Here is a 21,854-nt window from a genome sequence, read left to right on the forward strand (position 1 = left end):
TTCTTGACTTTGGTATAATATAATATTAAAATGGATGAAAATACTGTCTGCAAACAATTTATTGATATTAATAGGCCATATGTTATGATTTTATTGCTCATGCCTGCGTTTTTGATGCTCGTTTTGATGGGTGTGGCAGGCGCGTCTGATCAGGGCGATGCGTTGCTCGATATGGTAAAGAGCCGCGATCGGGCGATTCAGGATATTGTGCGTTCAGAAACTGGGGGCGATACAGCTGAAGAGCGCGCTGCGCTTAAAGCTATTGTCGGTGAGTTGTTCGATTTTGAAACATTTAGCCAGGAGTCCCTCGGCCGAGATTGGACAGCGCGAACAGAAGAAGAGCGGGCTGATTTTGTGGCTGTGAACAGGCAGCTGATCGAGAAAAATTACGCCGATCCCGCGTTATATACGAAAGCGGAAAAGATCGATTATACGGGTGTTGAGGTTGATAGCACACAGGCTGTTGTCAAGACGGTGGTGTATTACAGGCGCGAGTCGAGTACGATTGACTATAAATTGCATCTCGTTGATGACAAGTGGTTGATTTTCGATATGGTGATCGATGAGTTGAGTGTTGCGCGCAGCAACCGGTCGCAGTTTCGCCGGGAGATTCGCAGGTCTTCTTTTGAAGGCTTGATGGATAAGTTAAAAGAAAAACTGAGTGAAGATACGTCGGATTAGAAAGGTGGCACTCATTGGTTGAAGTGGGGCTTCGTTTTTTAGCGGGGTGGACTTATCGGCACTACAGAGGTATTCTTGTGGTGTCGATTTTGTTGACGGCTTTTTGCAGTATTTTTGTGTACAGGCTTGGACGGAAGCTCGAGACGGATCTCGTTGCCCTGATCCCGGAAAATTATCAGAGTGTGAAGACGCTCAATGAGATCAAACAGCGCGTGGGCGGTGTGGGCAGTTTGGTGGTTTTGGTACAGAGTCCCGATTTTGAGGCAAACAGGCGTTTTGCCGAGGATCTGGCACGTGAATTACAGGACGAGAAATACGAGACGTACATCAATTTTGTCGATTACAAGCGAGATGCGGAATTTTATCGCAAAAACGCGCTGTTGTTTATGGAAACGGACGATTTGGATGAGGTTCTCACGCGTATAGATGATTATATCATCCAGGAAAAGTTGAAGCTGTCGCCGTTGTATATTTCTCTTGATGATGAAGAAGCCGTGCTCGATTTTTCGGATATTGAGTCTAAGTATCGCACGGCAGATAATGGAGATGAGACGTATTATACCAATTCCGACCGCACTATTCTGGCATTGGAGGCAATGGCAGCGGGTACGGTGAGTAATATCGGTTTTGCCAAGGATATGCAGCGGGTGATCCAGCAGGCGGTCAAGAAGGTGAATCCGCGCGCCTATCACCCGCAGATGTTGATTGAATACGGAGGACCGTTTAAGAACAAAATTGACGAATACGATACCATTTTAAGCGATGTCCGCTCGACATTGATATTTGGTGTCATGGGTATTGTCGCGCTTTTGACGTTTTATTTCCGCCAGCCATTGGCGGCTTTTTTTGTGGCTATTCCGCTGGCGATGGGCCTGATCTGGGCATTTGCCATTACTTATTGGGTTATTGGCAATTTGAATACCATGACGGCTTTTTTATTTGTGATTTTATTTGGTCTGGGGATCGATTTTGGCATTCACATGTTTGCGCGATATCTCGAAGTTCGCATGGATAATACGAATGTGCAGAAGTCGATAGAGACGATGTTGAGTCAGACTGGACAGGCTATTTTGACGGCGGCGATTACCACATCTATTGCGTTCTTTTCTCTGACGTTGACAGATTTCAGGGGCTTTTCCGAGTTTGGTTTTATTGTGGGCACGGGCATTGTCATGTCGCTGGTCTCTATGACGACTGTATTGCCCGCTGTGTTGGTGCTGGCGGATCAAAGGTTCATGTGGATTCGCATGCGGCACGTGTGGGGACACAATTGGGGCGGCAGCCGGGGGCATTTCCCATATCCGAAGTTGGTGATTGCCGGCGCATTGCTCCTCACGATATATCTGGGCATTCATTTGCGGGATATCGATTTTGAATACGATTTTACCAATTTGCGTTCCAACTTACCCGCATCTGTGAAGGTGAAACAGAAGATGACGACGATTCCGAAATACGGCAGTGAATCGCAGTCTTATGGCATTGTGCTGGCGGATAGCAAAACGGAACTCGATGAGATTGTGGATGCATTGGAAAAGAAGATAGCCGAAGATGATCCAACGCCGACGATTGACAAGGTCAAAACGCTCTGGACAGAGTTGCGCGGTCAGGACGAGAAGTTGGAACTTATTGGAGAAATTCGCGTGCTGGCCGATGGCGAGGGCGCGAAGTTGATCAAGGGCACACAAAAGGCAAAACTCGATTCTCTGCGCGATTTGTTGGATGTCAAAAGGCTTTCTGTTGAGGATTTGCCCGAAAATTTATTGAGAAAATTTGAGACTATTGATGGCAGTCAGGCGTATTTCGCACAAATTTTGCCGAGTGTGCAGTTGCGCGATGGAAAAAATGCCATTGCATTTGCAGAAGATTCACACGAGATTCAGACTGCGTCGGGCAAGGTGTTTTATTCGTCGAGTTCCAATATTATTTTTGCCGATATGTTGCGCCTGATGCTGCGCGATAGTCCGCGTGCGATCTCGCTGACGGTGATTGTCGTGTTTCTCATTTTGCTGACTGATTTTCGCAGTTTGCGCTCTGCTTTGCTGGTGATTTTTCCCCTTGCCTGTGGCACTGTGTGGATGTGTGGTTCGCTGTATTTACAGGATTTGAAGCTCAATTTCTACAATATGGTCGCGCTGCCCACTATCATTGGCATGGGGATTGACAATGGCGTGCATCTCTATCACCGATATAGGCAGGAGGGCCCCGGGTCTATGCCGGTGGTGATCAGGAGCACAGGTGGGGCGATGTTCATTTCTATGCTGACGACGATGGTGGGCTTTTTTGGATTGATGATGGCGACGCATCCCGGTCTCAATTCGATTGGGCGTCTGGCGTTGATTGGTTTGTTGACCTGTTTTGTGGCTGCCGTGCTGGTGCTGCCCGCTATTTTGGAAGTGCTCGAAGGGGGGCGCGGCGAGAAAAAGGTAAAGTAAAGAAGTCACTCGAATCGGAATGATCGCTATGGATTTCTATATTGGCCTGGGTGTGAGTATTGTATCTGGACTTTATACGTCTTTGTGGGGGGCGTTCAAGGACTCGCCCTATGAGGATTTTAAGCCCAGAACTTTTCCGCGGAGTATTTATTTTCATGTTGTGATTTTTGCGGTGTTGTATTTTGTCCCGATTTTTAAGGCGAGTTTTTCCGCGTTGGGATGGGTTCAGATTTTTTTTCTGATTATGGGGTTGGAACGGTTTTTGGCCGAGCTTTACAAGGGGTTTTTCCGCACGGAAGATCAGGATAAGTATTTTGTGCCTTCGCGCATTACGTTTTTTGGTCGGTATGTCGCGAGTGATTTGTTGCGTTATGCTGTGGGAACGGTACTGGTGCTGGGCGTTTTTGCCGTGTTGTTGATTCCCGCGCCTGTGACGAGTTTCTGGGTCTTTCTCCTGACTGCTTATGTCACGGGTCTGCTGGTGTCGCTTGGCGGGGCGTATAAAGACGCGCCGTTTGAGGGGTTTAAAATTTTGAAGTTTCAGCGGTCGGGCCTGGTGCTGGCGGTTTGTTCGCCGCTGTTCTATTTTCTCAATGATCCCATGTATCCCATATCGTTGGGATTTCTGGTGTATATGAATGGTGGGTTGGAGCGTTTTGTTGTGGAGTATTACAAGACTTATATTCAGCGCACGATGTCGGGCAAATTTCGCCCCGATTTGCCGCGGATTCAGCGGTGTATTGATTCCAGAGAAAAATTCCACTACGGGGCACTGGTTATTATTGTTGGGTTAATTGTTCTGTATGTGTTTGAGGTTTAATGAATTTTAACGATTACGACGCCGTTATTATCGGTACGGGATTTGGAGGTAGTGCCTGCGCTTATGTGCTGGCTGCGGCGGGTATGAAGGTTTTGCTGTTGGAACGGGGCGATTGGGCAAGGCGCGATGCTGAGGATTGGGATCCCCGTTCTGTGCTGGTTGAGAAACGCTATCAAGGTCCATCGCCGCTTCGCGTCAGGCAATATGAGGACCGCGATTTTTCAGATGTGGTCGAGAATGAGGTGGTTGGTGGGATGTCCGTGTTTTACGGTGGGGCATCGCTGAGGCTGCGCGAAGAAGATCTGGTCGCGTGGCCGATTTTGTATGGGGATCTGGCTCCGCATTACGATTGTGTCGAGCGCTTGTTGGAAGTGCATGGAGAAGTGGGTGTTGATCCGTGCGAACCGCCGCGGACGGGCGACTATTTGTATCCGCCTATTGAACTGTCCCGTCCTGCACAACGCATTTGGGATGCTGGACGCGCGCTGGGGTATCGGCCTTTTCGCATGCCATTGGCGATCAATTTTTCGGATCGAGCGCGAACCGTGTGTATTCGATGTTTGACCTGCGATGGGTTTCCGTGTCAAATTGAGGCTAAAAATGATCTGACGATGACTTTGCTCAAGTTGGCACAAGATGCAGGGGCTGATATTTTGACGGGCGTGCAGGTTGCGCGTGTTATTTGCAAACGGGGGCGCGTGTGCGCTGTGGCGTGTGTGGATCGGCGTACAAAAAAGGCGTTTGAAGTGCCCGCGTCTGTTGCTGTTGTCGCTGCAGGGGCGCTGCAAAGTCCGGCTATCTTGTTGCGGTCAGAGTTGCATTCGCTTCCGCAGGGCGATTTGATTGGGCGTTTTCTGATGCGGCATTGCAATGCTGTTGTGGCAGGGGTGTTTCCGTTTCGCACGAATCCCGAACAGGTGTTTCACAAGCAGGTGTGTTTTTCTGATTTTTACGGGGATTTTCGAGGGCAGGACGGTCGCGCCGTTGGGGTGATTCAGGATATTTACACGCCGTCGCCTATAGCACTGAAGCACCACGCGCCTTTTGGACTTAAAAATCTGACGGCAATAGCTGCTGGCTTTTTGCAGAATCTGTTGTGTGTTGCAGAGGATGAGCCGCAGTTTGAGAATCGCGTTGCGCTGGCAGATGAGAAGGATGTTTATGGAATTAGCCGCGCACAGGTCATACATCAGTACACAGCGCGTGATTGCGACCGCCGCGATTATCTGGTGGAGAAGGCCAGGGGGATTTTGCGTGCGTCAGGCGCGCTTTTTTTTCATACGTATCGCATCGACACTTTTTCCCACGGCGTGGGGTCGGTGCGTATGGGCGATGATGAAGAGACGAGTGTATTGGATGAGAACTGCCAGTTCAGAGGGATTGACAATTTGTTTGTGACGGATGGGAGCGTGTTTCCCACATCTGGCGGCGTCAATCCGAGTTTGACGATTGCGGCAAATGCCCTGCGGGTGGGGAATTATATTGTGGAGGCGTTCAGATGATCTCAAAGTATCGCTTGAGTTCCCAATCCGTTATGGCGCGGCGATATTCCGCAATTTCGTGTTCGCGTGTGATTGCGAAGTGATCCACAAATGCGTCGCCGAGGCAAGCGCGGGTAATTTCGCTATTTTTTAACCGGTCTGTTGCTTCTTCAAGTGATTTTGGCAATGGTGCAAATCGCCCTTCGGGAGCTTCGTAGGCATTGCCGTTGAATGGCTCGTCGGGGTCGAGTTGATGTTCTATGCCGTATAGCCCGGCGGCAAGGCTGGCCGCCATCGAGATATGGGGATTGGCGTCAGCGCCTGCCAGTCGATATTCGGTGCGAGTGGATTCAGGGGATGTACCCGGAATCGCGCGGAGAGATGTGGTTCGATTTTCTATTCCCCAGGAGGTGTTGGTCGGCGCCCAGGCTCCGGGGACTGTCCGCTTGTAGGCGTTTATGGTCGGGCATATCAATGCCATCATTTGGGGCATTGTAGCGATTTGTCCCGCGATATAGTGTTTCATTATTTGAGACATACCCGATGGATCTGATTCATCGGCAAATAGATTTGTGTCTCCCTCTAAATTCCACAAGCTCTGGTGCAGGTGCCCGCTGCAACCGGGGTAGTCTGGACTCCATCTCGCCATAAAGGTTGCGACGAGGCCGTGTCTGGATAGAATTTCTTTTACGCCTGTTTTGAATAGGGCGGCTTTGTCTGCGGCATTGCAGGCCGTGTCGTAACGAATCGCGGTTTCATATACGCCGGGTCCGGTTTCGGTGTGTATCCCTTCCAGTTCAACGCCATACGCTCCCATTCCATCGATTATTGCGTGGACAAATTCTGAAGCCGCAGATGCTCGCAATATACTGTAGCCAAACCAGCCGGGCGAGAGTGGGATCATGTTCTCAAACCCTTTGTCTTCCAGGGATTGGGGTGTTTCTCGGAAGATGAAGTATTCGTATTCTGCGGACATGTATGGCTGGAATCCCATGTCATTCGCTTTGCGTACGATTGTTTGGAGCAGTTGGCGCGGGGAGACCGCAAGTGGCTGATTTTTGTTTTCGTAAAAGTCGAGTAAGAACAACGCGGTATTCTGCTCCCAGGGTATCACGCGATAGGTGCTCAGGTCAATTTTGGCGAGGAGGTCCGGATATCCGGTATGCCAGCCCGTGACGGTGGGGTGTTCGTAGAGTTGATCGATCATATCCCAGCCGAATGTCACATCGCAGAAGCCCAGGCCCTTTTCCATGGCAGAAAAAAATTTGTCGAGCGATATGTATTTGCCGCGCATAACGCCGTCGATGTCGAAGCCAGCGAGTTTAATTTTTTGTATTTTGTCGCTTTCAAGACGCGTTTTGATTTGATCTGTTGTCATAAAGTTTTTTGCCCTATCTACAAAAAATGTCTTTGGTTTTGTGGATGTTGCGAGGCATAATAAGGAGGCTGTGGCTGAAAATCAAGCTGTTCCCATCTGCCAATCCATTTTGAGGAGGTTTTCATGAAGTTCACCAACAGCTTGATTGCCTCGTATGAAAGACATGCGCTGGAGAGGGAGCATAGCTCTACCGATGCGTTTAAGGCGAGAGAGAGAAGTGAGTTTTTGCAGCGCCTGAGAGATGAACAACGATGTTCTATTCTCGAGGTGGGATGTGGTCCCGGTCACGATGCGAAATTTTTTCAGGAGCAAGGGTTCGAGGTTGTTGCGGTTGACAATGTACCTGCGATGGTGAAGCTGACGAGAGAAAAGGGCGTTTCCGCTCGCGTTTTGGATTGCTATAATCTCGGTCAGTTGAGCGAGACTTTTGATGCGGTGTATTCTATGAATTGTCTGCTGCATATTCCGCAGGCAGATATAGATGAGGTTTTCGATTTGATTGCGGCTCGGCTTGTGGAGGACGGGTTGATGTATGTTGGCGTGTGGGGAGGCGATGATTTTGAGGGTATTTTGGAGCGAGATTCTTACGAACCAAAGCGGTTTTTTTCTTTGAGAAGGACAGAGACGCTGCTCAAAGTTCTGCAGAAGTCATTCAGGTTAGAATACTATCGCAGATTGGAACCCCGAGACGGTATTTGTTTTCATTCTGTTATTGCACGTCGCTTTTAAAAAATAATGAAAGGTGAATGATGAGTGATACATCGACAATTCACGATGCATGCAGACGTGGAGATATTGACGCTGTGCGCGAAATGATCGCAGCCGATCCCGCTGTTGTTGACGCGGATGATGAATACGAATGGCGGCCAATTTTTCATGCGGGATTGTGGCGACACGAGGATATTGTGCGGCTGCTTATTGAGGCGGGTGCCGATCTGTCCGCTCATGATGGCTATGTGTTGCACTACGCTGGTGAGGTTCCGAATAATAAAAATATTGTTTCGCTGCTTATTCAATACGGCGCTCTGGATCCCCATGTCCGTCCGGCTGATGATTTGTCGCGGCAGTTCCTGGGGGCCGTCTTTCTCGCGGATATAGCGCGGGTGCAGGCATTGCTCAACAGGCATCCCCATCTGGCGACAGCAGTAGATGGTCGCGGCGATCAGCCTGTTCATCACGCGGCGCGCAATGGCGATACGGAAGTCGTGCGTCTGTTGATCGCGCATGGCGCAGATGTCAATGTCACAAATGATCGCGGACATACGGTGTTGTACTGTGCTGGCGGGCACGGGCATCTCGATACGGTTACTTTGCTTTTGGAAAATGGTGCCGATCCCGATGCCGAGTTTACAGAGGATAATAAGACGTTGATGGAATGGCTTGCACAGTTTCCTGAGGATACGCGCTTCACGCGTATTGCCGAAGTGTTGCGGCAACATGCGGCGGCGTCATAACCCAATGGGAATTTTCAGTAAGGGATTTGCAGTGAGAGCGTATATTATGAAGGGCGCAAATTTGAACATGGGAACACGCGATGTCTGAAGGAATTTCTTTATCCGATCTGTCGCCTTATGCGAGACATCTTGCAACCGAGTCGCTCGAGTGGTCAGAGGGGTTTTGGGATCCCGGTAGCGCGTTGTTGTGGTCTCATCGCCAAGATGATGCGGTGCTGATGGTTCGGAATTCGGTCTGGTTCGCGGTGGGGCTTCTGCTTCGCAATCGAGGTGATGATGTCGAGCGGGCGTGTCGCACGATTGATGCGATTATCGATAATCAGTTCGATGAGCCGGGGACGCCATACCACGGTACTTTTTATCGCTATGTGGGCGAGCCGCATCCCTCAGAGGGTGATGCCGTGATGTGGCGTACCTATGATCCGAACTGGCGGCAGTTTATCGGGCTTGGGTTTGCGACTGTGCTTGAGGAGTATGAGGATCGGTTGCCCCGGCGATTGATTGATCGCATGATCCGGTCTTTGGAGATGGCTGTTGTGGGCGAGCCACCGGATCGCTGTCCGCCGACGTATTCGAATATCGCTTTGATGAAGGCTGCGATGTGCGTGTGGGTTGGGAAGCGGATCGGTAACGATGAGATGGTTTTATACGGCGAGGAGTTTGGGGGTGAGGTCTATCGCCTGTTCGCGCAGAATAATGCTTTTGCGGAGTACAATTCACCGACGTACTACGGTGTGAATCTCTACGCGCTCGGTTTCTGGCGACGCTATCTGGAGAATAGCGCGCTCCACGAATTGGGTGCGTATATGGAGGCAGAACTCTGGCGGGATATTGCGCGCTATTATCACGCGGGATTGGGCAATCTCTGCGGGCCTTTTTCGCGTAGCTATGGGATGGATATGAAGCATTATACCGCGCTTACGAGTTTGCATATCTGGCTCGCGTTTGGCCGTGAGGTGACGCCGTTTCCGGGTGGAGAGGAGATTAACGTCGAGTTCAATTATGGACCTTGTTTTGCGATTCTGGGAGTTGATGCGCCGTCAGAGATCGCTGCCGCTTTCTCGGTATTTGAGGGTCCGCGAGGTATCGAGAAGCGGATTACTATGGAGCGCGTTGCAACCGCGTGGCTGGATGAGCATTACATGATCGGCGCAGAGGATTCGGGTGGCTATTCTGGCCGCAATTTCCAATATCATCCGGCGACGATCCACTGGCGCATGTCAGATGGCGAAACCGGTTGGCTCGCGTTGCGACATATTGGACAGATTGCGGCGAAGGCGGAGGCGGGTCGTCTGTCGATTGAGGCTGAGATTAGAGGTGAGCAGCAGACAGAGGCCGGACATCCGCGGGAGTTTGTGTTTGAGATTTTTTCGCCCAATGTGGCTGTGTTCGAAGGGGATGTGTGGCGTCTGGATGGTCTCGATATTGGGATTGAGACAGATATCGCACAGCGAGCCGTTGAGATTACAGGTACTACGGCGATCGTCACATTTACCGCTGCACCCGATCAGTCGCGTGTTAAATTTGATCTTTCGATTGCGTGATATGCGTATCATCGCAATCATTCGTTGAATATCTGCCATGACTCGGGTAATGGATTTAACACAACCTTATAGGGAGGGGATTTATGAGTTTGGAAGTTTTAATGGTCATCGGCTTTTTGCTCGGTGCGTATTCTATTGTCGGCAACGACGCAATTCAGACGCTGGGGACATTTCTCAGCTCCAACTCTCACCGTCCCTGGTGGGTGCTGTGGCTCTTTGGCGGCGGCATTCTGACTGTGGTCCTCGTGTATGGGTGGGTGGTCTATGATGGCGATGTCTCGTATGGGAGGCTTACGGCGATTACAGTGCCAGACCATTTTAACTGGGTTTACTGTATCCCGCCTTTTGTACTGCTTTTGCTGACCCGCGGAGGTATTCCGGTTAGTACTACTTTCCTGACGCTGACTGTGTTTGCACCAAAGGCATTGCCGAGCATGCTGATCAAGTCGTTGGCTGGATATGCGACGGCATTCGTGGCCGCTATCTTTATTTACAGGCTGGTTACGCGGGGGTTAGAGTCCCGTTTCAGGCAAACGGAGGGACCGAAAAGTCCCTGGTGGGTGGTGGCTCAGTGGTGCTCAACCGGTTTTCTCTGGAGCCAGTGGCTGATTCAGGATCTGGCCAATATCTATGTTTTCCTGCCGCGCGACCCGGTTACTCGTATCCCAGACATACCCGTGGAATGGTTCATTGTATCCATTGTCGCCATGCTGGCTATGCAAGCCGTTATCTTTTATACGCATGGCGGTGCGATCCAGAAGGTGGTGTTGACGAAGACGAATACTACTGATATCCGTTCGGCGACGTTTGTAGATTTGATTTACGGCATTGTGCTGTTCCTGTTTAAGGAAGTTAGCAAGCTCCCGATGAGTACGACCTGGGTTTTCGTTGGTCTGCTGGCAGGACGCGAGATCGCCGTTGCAGGGAACGAGAAGCACCGTAGCCGCCGGGAGGTGTCGCGTCTGGTGCTTTCCGATTTCGCAAAGATCACTTTCGGTCTGATCGTTAGTGTTGCTATCGCTTATCTATTGCCCGTGTTGTTATAGGAGGATTGTGTCATGTCTGATTTGTTGATTTTGACGCCAGAGCAGAAGCGTGCTTTTGACGAGGATGGCTTTCTCTTTTTGGAGGGTTTTTACGATTCCCGAGAAATGAAGGAGATGCGCGGCCGTTTCCACGATCTGGTCGTCCGCACAGAAGGTCGTCCCCAAAATATGCGCTACAGTTTTATGGAGGTGCCCGAGGGGTATCAGCCCGATCCTTTTAATCCGGAGAATGTGGTGGGTATGATGGATCAGACGCTGGCTGATGACTACTGGTTCGATCAGTTCACCGAGCCGCGCATTGTTTCGGTTATGGTTGATCTTTTGGGGCCTGATCTCGATTTTCACAATGGGAAGATCCGCAATAAACCACCCGGTTTTTTCTGCGCGCAGAGCTGGCATCAGGATTGGCCGTACGAGCGGCATACGATTCCGGATCTGGCCGCGGCAATCACGTATCTCGATCCCACTGATTTTGAGGCCGGGGCCACTGAGGTGGTGCCTGGTTCTCACCGTGAGGGCGAGTTTCCCACGTACAGAGGTCACTCGATTGCAGATGATTTGATTGCTCCCGAACGTCCAGTTGTTCTGAGCGCGCAACCCGGCGATGTGGCGATTATTCACGTGCTGGTCGTACACAGAGCTGGGCATAACTATACCCAGCGGGGCCGCCACGCCATTATTAACGAATACAAAAGTGCCGCGGCTATAGATCAGTGGAATAACCGTTGCGCTTTTGCCGGTTTGCCCCTGGCGCGTAAACGCCGCTTGATCATGCCGCGCGTACACGCCGGGTGAGTGAAGGAATTTACGAGAAGGGGGTTGCGATGCGATACGATTTGCTCATCAAGGGCGGGACGCTGGTCGATCCGGCGGAAAGCCTCAGTGCCGTGCGGGATGTGGCGTTCGCAGGGGGACTGGTTGCTGCTGTTGGGGAAGATCTGGATACGGGCGATGCCCGCGAGGTGATTGATGCTGCGGGTTGTGTGGTGACGCCGGGGTTGATCGATATTCACGTCCATGTATTTGCAGGTGTCAGCCATTACGGTATTGAACCCGATCCTACATGTCTTGCGCGAGGCGCGACGACTGTGGTCGATGCGGGGTCTGCTGGTGCAGATATTTTTCCGGGGTTCCGGAAGTACGTGATCGATGTGAGCGAGACGCGGATTCTGGCGCAGATGAATATCTCGTCGCAGGGTATGCTGACTGCCGAGATTGGCGAGTTCGAGATTCCCGAATACGCGGATGTGGATAAGGCATGCCGCATGATTGAACAGCACCGCGATATTGTTCTCGGGGTGAAGGTTCGGCTGACGCGGAATAGTATTGTCAGCGAGCGGTCCGGGATGCTGCCTTTGCACAGAGCGAGAGAGGCGGCAGATGCGGCTGGATTGCCCATTATGGTGCATCCGCAGGATGCGTGGTGCGATTCGATTGACGATATTTTGGGTGTGATGAAGGGCGGAGATATTTTAACGCATTGTTTTCACGACTTTCCGTGCGGAATTCTCGATGGCGAAGGTCGCATCCGCGATTCGGTTCTGGATGCGGTTGAGCGGGGCGTTGTGTTCGATGTGGGACACGGGGCGGGGTCTTTTTCCTGGGGGATTGTCGAGGCGGCGATGTCACAGGATGTTCTGCCGACTACGATTTCATCGGATCTGCATATTTACAATGTAGATGGTCCTGTTTACGATCTTGCATCTGTGGTGACAAAGTTTTTGCACCTGGGGCTGTCGATGGATGAGGCGATCTCGCGCGTGACGTCTGTGCCTGCTGAGGTTATTGGGATGAAAGGTGAGGTGGGGACGCTGGCGAAAGGAGCGTTTGGGGATGCTGTGGTGTTTGAGTTGCGAGAAGGGGCGTTTCGGCTTGAGGATTCGCGCGGAGAAGTTCGGATGGGTCGGCAGAATCTGGTGCCGGTTGCGGTTGTCAAGGGCGGTCGCGTTTATACGTCGCGTGGGAGATAGATATGTCGTCGCCAATTAAACCCGAGCATACGTACGATTTGATCGAAGTATCGGCAGTGGAGATCGCGGCAGATGGGTCAGCTGTGGTTTTCGTGCGGCAGGAGATCAACAAGGAGACGATGAAGCGGGAGTCGCAGATCGCGATGCTGTCGCTTGTGGGGGGAGATGCTGTCGATGTGACGCAGGAGCCAGGGGACAGTGCGCCCAGACTTTCGGCTGATGGGAAGTCTCTGGCTTTTTTGCGTTCGGGAGAGGACGATAAAAAGCAGGTCTGGGTGATGCCAGTCGATGGTGGAGATGCGAGGGAGGTGACGACGCTTCCCGATGGCGTGAAGGATATGGCGTGGTCGCCTGATGGTTCGGAGTTTGTCGTTGTGTCTCGCGTGGATCCAGATCGCGAGGTAGAAGACGAGGAGAAGGTGCCGAGGACGCAAGTCGCCCGTCGCGTGCGGTATCGCGATGACGAGGGTGGTTGGCGAGGCGATGCATTTTCGCAGTTGTTTCTGGTGGATGCTGTAACGGGCGAGGCGACGCAGATTACAGATGGGGAAGGCGACCACGGGGTGCCGGCGTGGTCGCCCGATGGGAGTCGTATTGCTTTTGTGACGGATTGCGTTGAGGAGCGCGATTTTGTGCGGGGTTCAGAGGTCCATGTGATGGATAAGGCGGGCGATAGGTCGCGGTGCTGGTCGCAGGGGTTGAGCCGCGCAGAGTCCGTGGCGTGGTCGCCGGATGGGAAGCGGCTGGTGGTTGCGGGTTCTCACGACGCGGATGTGTGGGATTCAAGGCAGTCGTGGTTGTTTGTGCTCGAGGAAGACGAATCGCCGGTGTATTTAGAGGGTGATGTTTATACGGTTGTGCAACCTCTTGCACCGCGGTGCTGGACGCCGAAGGGCGAGATTTTGTTTATCGGTGACAGGGCGGGTGAGTCGTTTTTGTGTCGGGTGAATCCCGATGCTCCTTCTTTGCAGACCGAGGTTGTGGATGGGGGCAGTCGGGTTTGTACGGGTTTGTCGGTTGACCGCACGGGTGCGCGGGTGGCTATGGTGATGACTTCGCCTGTGTGTCCGTGCGATGTGGTGGTGATGGATGTGGGGGCGAAACGACAACGCGCGGTGACGGCTGTGAATGCCGGGTTTTTAGAGGCTCATCCCAGTGCGCGCGTGGAGAAGTTGGTGTTCGAGCGGGGGGGCGAAACGATTCAGGCTCGGGTGTTGTTTCCCCAGGATTTCGACGAGGCGAGGTCATATCCGCTGGTGCTGGATATTCACGGGGGACCAAATGGCCGGTTTTCGGATTCGTACGATGTCACGCATCAGATTCTGGCGGGTGCGGGCTATATTGTGCTGGCGGTGAATCCGAGGGGGTCGTCGTCTTATGGTCCAGATTTTCTGAAGGCGGTGCTGGGGGATTGGGGAGGAGAAGATTTTTTGGATCTGATGGCAGGGGTTGACCTGCTGTGCGAGCGATCCTATGTGGATGCAGATCGGTTGGGGGTTCACGGCTATAGTTATGGCGGTTTTATGAGTAGCTGGATTGTCGGTCACGACCATCGGTTCAAGGCGGCGGTGATCGGTGCTCCGTGTATCAATTTGCACAGTATGTACGGTACGTCAGATATTGGGGTGTCGTTTGGAGAGAATCAGTGGCAGGGTTCGGTTCTGGAGAATGTGGAGGCTCTTGTGGAGCGGTCGCCGTTGACGTATGTATCTGAGGTGCAGACGCCGGTGTTGCTGATGCACGGGGAGGAGGACTATCGCTGTCCAATCGAGCAGGCCGAGCAGTTTTTTGTCGCGCTGAAGCGACAGGGCAAGACGGTGGAGTTTGTGCGCTTTCCTAAATCGTCCCACGGGTTCAGGAGGAGCGGGCATCCCGCGCTGCACGTGGAATATCTCGATAGGATGTTGTCGTGGTTGGAGAGGTATTGTAGCTAAATGGGAAGTCCAATGTCATAGAAGAACTGATGTATCGCGTGACGCAGGCTAACTCTTAAACGGAGAATGAATCAGATGAATCATGCGAAGTTTAAAATGATGAGTTTCCTGTTCGGAATTTCGCTTTTGCTATCTGGCTGTATTGTTCAGTCTCTGCACCCATTATATACCGATGAGAATGTGATTTTTGATACGCGCCTTATCGCCCAGTGGTCGGAAGAAGGCTCAAAAGAGATATGGGAATTTTCGAAAATGGATAAACAGCGGTATAGGTGTGCCGTTTATGTCGATGAAGATGAAAAGGGCCTGCTTGAGGCCCGCCTTTTAACTATCAAGGGAAAGATGTTTTTGGATTTTTTTCCTACAGAGCCTGATGATTGGCCGAGTGGCATTTTTTATAAACTTCATCTCTTGCCCGTCCATACCTTTGCATTTGTCGAGCAAATTGAGCCGACATTACAGATAAGCTTTCCGAATATGGACTGGTTACAAGAACTGCTTGAGAAGAATCCTGATGCAATTCGACATGAAAAGCGTGGCAAGCATGATATTATCCTCAGCGCCTCGACAGAAGTATTGCAAACTTTCTGGCTCGCGCACATAGATACAGAAGGAGCTTTTGATAAACCGATTGATTTGCAACGCAAACAGGTAGCTGGTCAATGAAACACGACAAGCAGAATATGGAGGGTTGAATCATGTGGAAAGATCCGATTGTGGAAGAAACGCGAAAGCTTCGTAAGGAATACGCCGCTGAGTTCAATCACGATATTGATGCTATTTATGAAGATATGCAGAAGCGACAAGCTCGATTATCCCAGAAGCCAGTATCATTCCCACCTCGTAAACCAATCCAAACGCCTTCTGCTGTCTAAATGGCACGGCTATTACCCTCAGAAAGAATTGGAGACATTGAGTATGGGAAGATTTAAGATCTTCGTTGTATGTCTGTTTATTTTTGGACCAGTATCTGTTTGGTCTCATACTGGAGATGTTTATTTTGCCAGAGAGACCCGGACAATTGAGGTGGACGGCAATCTGGACGAGTGGCCCGCAGATGTATGGCGTGAGGCGACGCACTATCAGGAGATTCTCGGAAAACCGGGCGGTAAAGACGATTTTCAGGCCTGGTTCGCAGTGATGTGGAATCAGGATCGGATTTTTCTCGCGGCCAGGGTAAAAGATGATATTCACGAATGCCGATGGTTCGGAACGTATATTGGTGATGAAGACCATGTGAGATTTTCGTTTATACCCGAACACGCACCTGATCTGTGGCAGAGGACTTTGAGTTGGCAGTATGCACTTTCATCGACTGGGGATAGCGTAATGGTCGGGCCATCGGGCCGATTTGCCCAACCACCGAGGGGTGTAACATTTGTCGCACATAAAGTGGTTAGAGATGCACAAAAGCGTGAGACATATTACGAAGCCGCCGTGGAAGTGCCGTTTGTGGTGGAGGGGGGACTGGCCTATGGATTCGGGTTTTCAGCTAAGGATGACGATGGGTTTCCCGAAGGAACTTACGCCTTTGCACCCGGTTCCCTAACTCTGCCTGGCATTGGAGGTGGCGATCTCGTGTTCGTCAGTGATACGGTTGATCCCGTCCAAATTTTGGGACAGGTGAGTGGACGCACCCAGTCACCTGTCTATGTGCATGCATTTCAAGAGGAGAAATTGAAGGGATCTGCTCTGTGTGATGCAGAGGGACGGTTCGATCTATTGGTCTTGCCGGGTGACTATACACTTGAGGCATGGAGCGGAGATTGGAGGTCTGTACCTCGATATGTGAAGATTGGGGAAAGGGCCATTCAGGATTTTCAACTCGAGCTAAGTGAGCAAGGAGGCACTATAGCGGGACGGGTGATATTGCAAAATGCGACTACACCTGTACCCCTGGCTGGCGTTCTTGCACTTCAGGGAAGAGAGGTTCGAGCGCGGACATACACAGACTATCAGGGACGATATGAGATCACTGGTCTGAATCCAGGCGTGTACGATCTGGTCAGTCCGGTGGCGATGGGAGATACAATTGAGAGCGTGCGTGTGAAAATGAGTGCGGTAACGGAGGCTCCGAGAAATTTACGTGCTACAGAGACATTTTCCCGACTGCCCGCAGAAGACGATGTGTTTGAGGTGATGAAGCAGGTCTTCGAATATGACAAGGAGATCCCTTTTGATGCGGAGATTACAGGGCGACGTCAGATCGCGGGATATGTACGCGAAAAGATTGTGTTTACCAGTACGCATGATGAGCGCGTACCCGGCTATCTGGCCTTACCTGGGAACAACAATGGCCCTTATCCGTGTGTGGTGACGCTTCATGCAGGGTCGTACACGGGCAAAGATCGGGCTGATTTTGAACTCTTGCGACGACGGCTGACGGATATTGGATACGCAGTTTTGGCACTTGATGCCAAATATTACAACGAACGTCAGGTGAACGGAAAATTCGGTGCCGACTTTCCCGGTCAGATCTATCGACGACGAGACGCAACCATTCAAACAGTGGTCGATTACAGGCGGGCTTTGGACTATCTGGCTACTCGATCTGAAATTGATACGACCCGGATTGGGATATACGGTGGCAGCATGGGGACATTCCATGGGTCCCACCTTGCGGCTCTTGAGCCGCGGATTAAGGCGTTTGTGATGCGGGGACCCGGATTGGGGCACGACAGATGGAATACCACGGTTCGGATTAATGATACCCTCCACTATGTGGCGCGAATCGGTAAAATCCCGGTCATTTTATTCAGTGGATACTATGATAACCCTTGGGCGGTGCAGGGCACGTTGAGGTTGTTGGATTTACTAAAGGGTCCTACAAAGGTCATCTGGTATAACACGACGCATACGGTACCTCCAGCACTTTATGTCGATGAGATGCTTGCGTGGTTAAAGGAGCATCTATAGACCGTGTTTATAGATCGCATATCCTCCGTATCTGAAAAATACCCATCGAAGTTTTAAAAATTAAGAGGTTGCAGGTGACTCATAGAGAACAAAAAAGAGATATTCCGATTGTGGAAGATGTGGATGTGGTCGTTTGTGGTGGGGGTCCGGCTGGTATTGCTGCCGCGATTGCGTGTGCGCGACAGGGTGCCAGGACGCGGTTGATCGAGTTGCACGGTAGCCTGGGGGGTGTGTGGACGACAGGTGCGTTGAGTTGGATTATCGATTCGGCGGATAAGCCCGGCATTATGGCGGAGATTACATCTCGGCTCGACGCGCGGGATGCGCGCAGGCTTCGCGCCCAAGGTGGAAAGAATTACGCGTATGATGTCGAAGAGATGAAGTTGCTTCTCGACGAGATGTGTGTCGAGGCAGGTGTTGAGATTCGGCTGTTGACGCGCGTGGTTGGTGCAGCACGGGATAGCGAGAACAGGCTTTCGGTCGTGATTACGGAGTCCAAAAGTGGACGAGAAGCATGGCATGCGAAGGCTTTTGTCGATGCGACTGGCGACGGTGATCTGGGGGCGCTTTGCGGATGCGGGTTCGATGTCGGTCATCCGGAGACCGGGGATGTTCAGCCGATGAGCCTGATGGCGTTGATTACGGGGTTGCAGTTCGATCAGATCGAACCCTATGTGGGCGGGTCTATGGTAGAGCCAAAGCAGAGGTTGAGCGCGCTGATGGAGGAGATCGGTGTTTCGCCTTCGTATGGTCATCCGACGTTGTTTCGGATCAGGGACAATTTGTTCGCGTTGATGGCGAATCATCAGTACGGCGTGCAATGCGATGATGCCAATGCGATTACAGAGGCGATGATTCGCGCGCGTCGAGAGATTCATACACAGGTGGCTGCTTTGCGGGCGCACGGCGGTGTCTGGTCGGATATGCGCGTGGTGGCAACGGGCGCGCAGATTGGTGTTCGGGAGGGACGGCGGATTCACGGACGGTACGAGGTGACCGGAGAGGACCTTCTGCGGGGTGCGCGGTTTGAGGATGCGGTCTGTCGGGTTACGATGGGGATTGACGTGCATTCGACTGATCCGAAAAAAACAAAGATTGTGGAGGCGAAGCCGCATCGGTCACAGCCCTATGATATCCCTCTCAGGGCGCTGATTGCACGGGATGTCGATGGCTTGCTGATGGCAGGGCGTTGCATCAGTGGTGATTTTATAGCGCATTCGAGCTATCGGGTGACTGGAAATGCCGTGGCAATGGGACAAGCTGCTGGTGTTTGTGCGGCCAGAGCCACTCTGTCGGATACGTTGCCCCATGAGGTTCCGTGGTGTGAGGTGAAAGCGGCTCTTGATACTATCAATGGTGCTGTTTGTAGTCGTTGATTTGAAGAGAAAGATATGGACGCGAATTATCAACCACTTGCTGACGTGCGAAAAGATCTTCGGGTCGAGTGGTATAGATGTCCTATTGACCACGCCAAACTTCGCGCGCTTTCAAAACGGAGCGATTTGCAGGGATGGTTTCAGGCTGGGGGGCACTTCGCATTATTTTTGGGTACGGGTGCTTTGACCTATTTCTTCTGGTCGCAACAGAACTGGATCGGATTTGCAGTGGCGCTTTTCGCCCACGGGACAGTCGGGAGTTTTTTTTCGGGCGTAGCTCCGCATGAGCTTGGTCACGGTACTGTGTTTCGCACAAAGTGGCTAAATAAGGTTTTCAAGTATTTGTTTAGTCTTTTGAGCTGGTGGGACCCGTTCGACTATGCCACCAGCCATACCTATCACCACCGCTATACGCTGCATCCGGAGGGGGACCGAGAGGTATTGCTGCCGCTCAAGCCGTCGGTTGATCCGACTTTTTTGTTGCAGATGTTTACGATGAATATTTTTACGCAACCGGGACGCACCTTTGGCAAGGGTGGGGTGATTTCGACGATTTTTGTGACGATTAAGTCGGCGCTTGGTATCATCGGTTCCACGGAGAGTCCAAGTCGCGAATGGTTGCAGGCTTTGCACGCGGACCAGCCGGATGAGAAACGCAAGTCGGTGTGGTGGTCGCGTCTGCTGCTTCTCTTTCACGGATCGGTGGTGGCTGTTTCTATTGCTACGGGTTTATGGGTGCTGCCGCTTCTCGTCACCTTTTTTCCGTTTATTGGGAATTGGGGGGTCTATTTCGTCGGTTTGCCACAGCACTGCGGTCTGCGCGACAATGACCCCGATTTTCGCAAATGCGTGCGTTCGATGACGCTCAATCCACTCGCAGAGTTTCTCTATTGGCGGATGAACTGGCATCTGGAGCATCACATGTATGCCGGTGTCCCGTGCTATAACCTCAAGAAGTTATACCGGGAGGTCGCCGATGATATGCCAGAGCCGCGCACGCTTTTGGGCGCGTGGCGAGAGATGTATGAGACCTGGCAGAAGCAGGAGATTGATCCGGGCTACCAATTCGACACACCGCTGCCAGAGTCTGTGAAACGGGTTCAGGAGGATACGGAGGATGGGTTGGAGAGTTCTATCGGGGAGTTGGCTCCCAGGGGGTTGAGATAAAAATGGTTCGAGTATAGGAGAACTATGTCGTCACTCTGGCCCATATATTACAGGATATATGAAAAATTCATCCGTAATGATGCGATTTTCTATCAGATATTCAAAGACCACGGATTATTGGGAGGCGTGTCTTCACTGCTCTCAATAGGAAGTGGCGAAGGAAAATTGGAGATCCAATTAGCCAAAGAATTAGGAATCAAGTTGGGCTATATAGATTTATCCGAATTCGCGAGCCGGATCTTTAACGCCCAGGCTGAAGCGAATGATGTCGAACACCTTATCATAGAACGGCATTATGATACTCTCCAAACATTTGAATCTCAATATCAGTATGATCTTGTTATCTCTATTCATTCCTGGTATCGGATAGGAAATGATCGCATCATGCTTCAGAAGGCGTTAGACCTGGTGAGACCTGGTGGGAAGTTATTTATATCCGTCTCATCCAGGGATGATGAGCTACGGAAAGAACTGAGTCAATATACCCAAGATCTGATTGCGGGAGAGAATTTCTCAGAGTGGGCCTCCTCAGAGGGATTTGAGCATGAGTGCTTTACACACACTCTACCAATACCAATCAAGGATTTCTTTTGTGAGGGGAGTCTCACTGGAGAAGCTAAAGATCTAATAGGTTTTCTCAATAAGAAAAGTTGGGATGAACTCCCGGATGAATTTAAGATGAAAGCACAGCAAATTTTGTGTAGTCGTCAGCCGCAAGGTTTCGTAAGCAGAGTGGATGCCTGTCTGCTGTTTTCAAAGTAACTTTGGGTGATTACGTCAGTCAGATTCATACTAAATTTTGCTTGCATTGAGAAGAAATGTCCCAAGTGTCAACAAATTCCAAAAGAGATGATCTTCATCATGCTATTATCGATCGAGTATCAGAAGAAACTGTTTCAAAGCTACACGATAGAGGATTGCTTGCCCTTTATCTCGGGGGCACTTTTTTGACTTCTGACCGACTATCTTCCAGCGATATAGATCTGCTTGGAATAGTAGCGAAGACGTTTGATTTTTGTGAAGAAGACCATCTCAATAGCTATTTCGATGAGTCTGTTGAACCTGAAGTTGGTATCAAATCTTGCTTTAGAGGGATCACCATTTCCGAACTCAAAGGAGGCATTCAAAAGGGCAATGCAACATCTTGGATTCCAATCCGCATAATGATAAAACGATTACCATTCTATATGCATTTATGGGGCATAAAATTCAATTTTACTACTTTTCCCATCAAGCCCTATCCTCCAAAAGAGGAAGCAGGCATCCATTTCATTGGCATTAAGCGCAGTATTAAAAGCATCCGTCGCAAGAATGGAAAGCTCAGGCTCTCCCCACAAGCGTTTGCCAAACAGGTGCTGCATCTGGCATTCGTAGAGGCAGAAGTAGCGTATGGATTTAAATTCACTCCATCATACGAAGGGCTTATTGATCATCTAAAAGATCGAAAAGATCATTTTGCTCATAGAGCGTTAGAGATCCGCAAATCCGAAGCAATTTCAACTGAAGAGTATCTCGCGTTTTGTGATCAAGCAGAAGGGTACATATCAAATTTAAAAAAATTAAAAATAAGGAAGTATGATGGCCGAAATGATGAATAATCAAAAGAACCAAAAATCTCAAAGTGTTCAATTCTCAACCCGTGCTGAGGCTTATGA

General features: G+C 50.9%; 18 protein-coding genes and 1 pseudogene (1 of these 19 running past the window's edge). 18 read left to right on the top strand and 1 reads right to left on the bottom strand.

The window, feature by feature from the left end:
- Positions 1-30: 30 nt before the first annotated feature.
- The 4 genes from F4Y39_18860 to F4Y39_18875 are packed head-to-tail and all read left to right on the top strand — an operon-like array spanning position 31 to position 5,435.
- A complete protein-coding gene (locus F4Y39_18860; GenBank protein MYC15791.1) occupies positions 31-681 on the top strand; it encodes an ABC transporter substrate-binding protein in 651 nt (216 codons plus the stop codon).
- A gap of 14 nt (positions 682-695) precedes the next feature.
- Complete coding sequence (locus F4Y39_18865) at positions 696-3,113, top strand: MMPL family transporter (GenBank protein ID MYC15792.1); 2,418 nt, start codon at positions 696-698, stop codon at positions 3,111-3,113.
- Positions 3,114-3,141: 28 nt separating this feature from the next.
- Positions 3,142-3,933, top strand: coding sequence for a hypothetical protein (locus tag F4Y39_18870; protein MYC15793.1), 792 nt, complete (start codon positions 3,142-3,144; stop codon positions 3,931-3,933).
- On the top strand, positions 3,933-5,435 hold the full coding sequence (locus F4Y39_18875) for a GMC family oxidoreductase (protein MYC15794.1): 1,503 nt from the start codon (positions 3,933-3,935) through the stop codon (positions 5,433-5,435). The genes F4Y39_18870 and F4Y39_18875 overlap by 1 nt, the downstream gene beginning before the upstream one ends.
- Here F4Y39_18875 and F4Y39_18880 read toward each other — a convergent pair.
- A complete protein-coding gene (locus tag F4Y39_18880) occupies positions 5,428-6,792 on the bottom strand; it encodes a glutamine synthetase (GenBank protein ID MYC15795.1) in 1,365 nt (454 codons plus the stop codon). The two genes, F4Y39_18875 and F4Y39_18880, sit on opposite strands and share 8 nt — an antisense overlap.
- Before the next feature lie 123 nt (positions 6,793-6,915).
- Between F4Y39_18880 and F4Y39_18885 the strand changes: the two genes are divergently transcribed.
- From F4Y39_18885 to F4Y39_18950, 14 genes and pseudogenes are all read left to right on the top strand, one after another.
- Complete coding sequence (locus F4Y39_18885) at positions 6,916-7,521, top strand: class I SAM-dependent methyltransferase (protein ID MYC15796.1); 606 nt, start codon at positions 6,916-6,918, stop codon at positions 7,519-7,521.
- 17 nt (positions 7,522-7,538) lie between these two features.
- Positions 7,539-8,246, top strand: a complete 708-nt coding sequence (locus tag F4Y39_18890) for an ankyrin repeat domain-containing protein (protein MYC15797.1) — start codon at positions 7,539-7,541, stop codon at positions 8,244-8,246.
- An 80-nt stretch (positions 8,247-8,326) separates the two neighbouring features.
- Complete coding sequence (locus tag F4Y39_18895; protein MYC15798.1) at positions 8,327-9,790, top strand: hypothetical protein; 1,464 nt, start codon at positions 8,327-8,329, stop codon at positions 9,788-9,790.
- A gap of 83 nt (positions 9,791-9,873) precedes the next feature.
- Positions 9,874-10,836 carry a hypothetical protein gene (locus F4Y39_18900; GenBank protein MYC15799.1) on the top strand — a complete coding sequence of 321 codons (963 nt, stop codon included), beginning with the start codon at positions 9,874-9,876 and terminating at the stop codon, positions 10,834-10,836.
- A 12-nt stretch (positions 10,837-10,848) separates the two neighbouring features.
- The gene (locus F4Y39_18905) at positions 10,849-11,631 is read left to right on the top strand and encodes a phytanoyl-CoA dioxygenase family protein (protein ID MYC15800.1); all 783 of its coding nucleotides are present in this window, start codon (positions 10,849-10,851) and stop codon (positions 11,629-11,631) included.
- 29 nt (positions 11,632-11,660) lie between these two features.
- The gene (locus F4Y39_18910; GenBank protein MYC15801.1) at positions 11,661-12,806 is read left to right on the top strand and encodes an amidohydrolase/deacetylase family metallohydrolase; all 1,146 of its coding nucleotides are present in this window, start codon (positions 11,661-11,663) and stop codon (positions 12,804-12,806) included.
- A 2-nt stretch (positions 12,807-12,808) separates the two neighbouring features.
- Positions 12,809-14,740, top strand: a complete 1,932-nt coding sequence (locus F4Y39_18915; GenBank protein ID MYC15802.1) for a S9 family peptidase — start codon at positions 12,809-12,811, stop codon at positions 14,738-14,740.
- 75 nt (positions 14,741-14,815) lie between these two features.
- Positions 14,816-15,406, top strand: coding sequence for a hypothetical protein (locus F4Y39_18920; GenBank protein ID MYC15803.1), 591 nt, complete (start codon positions 14,816-14,818; stop codon positions 15,404-15,406).
- A gap of 108 nt (positions 15,407-15,514) precedes the next feature.
- The gene (locus F4Y39_18925; protein ID MYC15804.1) at positions 15,515-17,656 is read left to right on the top strand and encodes a hypothetical protein; all 2,142 of its coding nucleotides are present in this window, start codon (positions 15,515-15,517) and stop codon (positions 17,654-17,656) included.
- A gap of 38 nt (positions 17,657-17,694) precedes the next feature.
- Positions 17,695-19,032, top strand: coding sequence for an FAD-dependent oxidoreductase (locus F4Y39_18930; GenBank protein MYC15805.1), 1,338 nt, complete (start codon positions 17,695-17,697; stop codon positions 19,030-19,032).
- Between the two features lie 15 nt (positions 19,033-19,047).
- Positions 19,048-20,199, top strand: a complete 1,152-nt coding sequence (locus F4Y39_18935; protein ID MYC15806.1) for a fatty acid desaturase — start codon at positions 19,048-19,050, stop codon at positions 20,197-20,199.
- Positions 20,200-20,223: 24 nt separating this feature from the next.
- Entirely contained in the window at positions 20,224-20,961 is a 738-nt protein-coding gene (locus F4Y39_18940) for a class I SAM-dependent methyltransferase (protein MYC15807.1), read from the top strand.
- A 56-nt stretch (positions 20,962-21,017) separates the two neighbouring features.
- Positions 21,018-21,797 (top strand): hypothetical protein, encoded by a 780-nt coding sequence (locus tag F4Y39_18945; GenBank protein ID MYC15808.1) that lies wholly within the window; start codon positions 21,018-21,020, stop codon positions 21,795-21,797.
- Positions 21,775-21,854, top strand: a pseudogene (locus tag F4Y39_18950) (class I SAM-dependent methyltransferase) (it continues 607 nt past the right edge of the window). Before F4Y39_18945 ends, F4Y39_18950 begins: the two are co-directional and overlap by 23 nt.

It is taken from the genome of Gemmatimonadota bacterium (assembly GCA_009838845.1).
Lineage (GTDB): Bacteria > Latescibacterota > UBA2968 > UBA2968 > UBA2968 > VXRD01.

Excerpts from the sequence above, each read along its gene's own strand:
- F4Y39_18945 (MYC15808.1), top strand. The coding sequence starts at position 21,018 with ATGTCCCAAGTGTCAACAAATTCCAAAAGAGATGATCTTCATCATGCT.
- F4Y39_18925 (MYC15804.1), top strand. The coding sequence starts at position 15,515 with ATGCTATTTATGAAGATATGCAGAAGCGACAAGCTCGATTATCCCAGA.
- F4Y39_18915 (MYC15802.1), top strand. The coding sequence starts at position 12,809 with ATGTCGTCGCCAATTAAACCCGAGCATACGTACGATTTGATCGAAGTA.
- F4Y39_18935 (MYC15806.1), top strand. The coding sequence starts at position 19,048 with ATGGACGCGAATTATCAACCACTTGCTGACGTGCGAAAAGATCTTCGG.
- F4Y39_18900 (MYC15799.1), top strand. The coding sequence starts at position 9,874 with ATGAGTTTGGAAGTTTTAATGGTCATCGGCTTTTTGCTCGGTGCGTAT.
- F4Y39_18870 (MYC15793.1), top strand. The coding sequence starts at position 3,142 with ATGGATTTCTATATTGGCCTGGGTGTGAGTATTGTATCTGGACTTTAT.
- F4Y39_18890 (MYC15797.1), top strand. The coding sequence starts at position 7,539 with ATGATGAGTGATACATCGACAATTCACGATGCATGCAGACGTGGAGAT.
- F4Y39_18875 (MYC15794.1), top strand. The coding sequence starts at position 3,933 with ATGAATTTTAACGATTACGACGCCGTTATTATCGGTACGGGATTTGGA.
- F4Y39_18880 (MYC15795.1), bottom strand. The coding sequence starts at position 6,792 with ATGACAACAGATCAAATCAAAACGCGTCTTGAAAGCGACAAAATACAA.
- F4Y39_18940 (MYC15807.1), top strand. The coding sequence starts at position 20,224 with ATGTCGTCACTCTGGCCCATATATTACAGGATATATGAAAAATTCATC.
- F4Y39_18895 (MYC15798.1), top strand. The coding sequence starts at position 8,327 with ATGTCTGAAGGAATTTCTTTATCCGATCTGTCGCCTTATGCGAGACAT.
- F4Y39_18885 (MYC15796.1), top strand. The coding sequence starts at position 6,916 with ATGAAGTTCACCAACAGCTTGATTGCCTCGTATGAAAGACATGCGCTG.
- F4Y39_18910 (MYC15801.1), top strand. The coding sequence starts at position 11,661 with ATGCGATACGATTTGCTCATCAAGGGCGGGACGCTGGTCGATCCGGCG.
- F4Y39_18905 (MYC15800.1), top strand. The coding sequence starts at position 10,849 with ATGTCTGATTTGTTGATTTTGACGCCAGAGCAGAAGCGTGCTTTTGAC.
- F4Y39_18920 (MYC15803.1), top strand. The coding sequence starts at position 14,816 with ATGAATCATGCGAAGTTTAAAATGATGAGTTTCCTGTTCGGAATTTCG.
- F4Y39_18860 (MYC15791.1), top strand. The coding sequence starts at position 31 with ATGGATGAAAATACTGTCTGCAAACAATTTATTGATATTAATAGGCCA.